This window comes from Oleiphilus sp. HI0086 (genome assembly GCF_001635225.1).
In genome coordinates, this window is sequence record NZ_LWFZ01000497.1 from 1 (window position 1) to 263 (window position 263).

The 263-nt window shown below is 43.3% G+C and carries 1 pseudogene; it reads left to right on the top strand.

What is annotated here, in order from left to right:
- A pseudogene (locus A3756_RS06070) lies at nucleotides 1-263 on the top strand (type 1 glutamine amidotransferase); the annotation flags it as partial.

Consider the following 263-nt stretch of genomic DNA (forward strand, 5'->3'; position numbering starts at 1 on the left):
GAAAATGAAACCCCTGTATTTGCATCTTGTTTTGGTTTTCAGTTAGCTGCCCAAGCATTGGGACGTGAAATTATTGATGACAAAGAAAATTACGAGATGGGCACTATCCCAATATCTCTCACCGAACATGCTGCTTCAGATCAGGTCTTTCGTGGCATCAGAAATGACTTTCTCGCAGTATCGGTTCATCAGCAAAAAGCGATTTCGGCACCCGAAGGCTGCATAGAATTAGCCTATACCGATATTTGCTGCCATGCCTTTAG